This window comes from Mesorhizobium sp. M7D.F.Ca.US.004.03.1.1 (assembly GCF_003998635.1).
Taxonomy (GTDB): domain Bacteria; phylum Pseudomonadota; class Alphaproteobacteria; order Rhizobiales; family Rhizobiaceae; genus Mesorhizobium; species Mesorhizobium loti.
In genome coordinates this window covers 1-867 of sequence record NZ_RZQG01001486.1, presented here as the reverse complement: position 1 = coordinate 867, position 867 = coordinate 1, and the positions used below count along the sequence as shown (strand labels likewise).

General features: G+C 60.8%; 1 protein-coding gene. It reads left to right on the top strand.

Going from position 1 to position 867, the window contains the following annotated elements:
- Window positions 1-164: 164 nt before the first annotated feature.
- Window positions 165-867, top strand: a 703-nt coding sequence (locus tag EN935_RS38135; RefSeq protein WP_127374350.1) for a serine hydroxymethyltransferase, incomplete at its 3' end; no start/stop codon positions are given.

The window sequence follows — 867 nt, the reverse complement described above, 5'->3', positions numbered from 1 at the left end:
GGCCTGGCTGGCGCAATCCGGCCAGCAAATTTCGCGTGGCAAACGTGGCGGGGCGAAAACAACTGTGTTAATGGCGCCGCGTGCAGGTTGCCCAAAAGTGTACAGCGGTTTGGGCAACGACATGCATAAACAAAATTGCCCCCGAACCCCGAGGATTCCAGGCTATGGCAACAGCAGCGGCAGTGTCGAACAAATTCGAATCCTTCTTCGAAACCACGCTGGCTGACGCCGATCCGGAGATTTTCGGCGCCATCCGCAACGAACTCGGTCGTCAGCGTCACGAGATCGAGCTGATCGCCTCGGAAAACATTGTTTCCCGCGCCGTGCTTGAAGCGCAGGGCTCGATCATGACCAACAAATACGCCGAGGGCTATCCGGGCAAGCGTTACTATGGCGGCTGCCAGTTCGTCGACGTGGCCGAGGAACTGGCCATCGAGCGGGCAAAGAAGCTGTTCGGCTGCAACTTCGCCAACGTCCAGCCGAATTCCGGCAGCCAGATGAACCAGGCAGTGTTCCTGGCGCTCTTGCAGCCAGGCGATACTTTCATGGGCCTCGACCTAAATTCCGGCGGCCATCTGACCCACGGTTCGCCGGTCAACATGAGTGGCAAATGGTTCAAGGTCGTCTCCTATGGCGTGCGCCAGGACGACCATCTGCTCGACATGGACGCCATCGAGAAGACCGCGCATGAGACCAAGCCGAAGCTGATCCTGGCCGGCGGCACCGCCTATTCGCGCGTCTGGGACTGGAAGCGTTTTCGCGAGATCGCCGATGCGGTCGGCGCCTACCTGATGGTCGACATGGCGCACATCGCTGGCCTGGTCGCCGGCGGCGTGCATCCGTCACCGCTGCCGCACGCCCATGTCG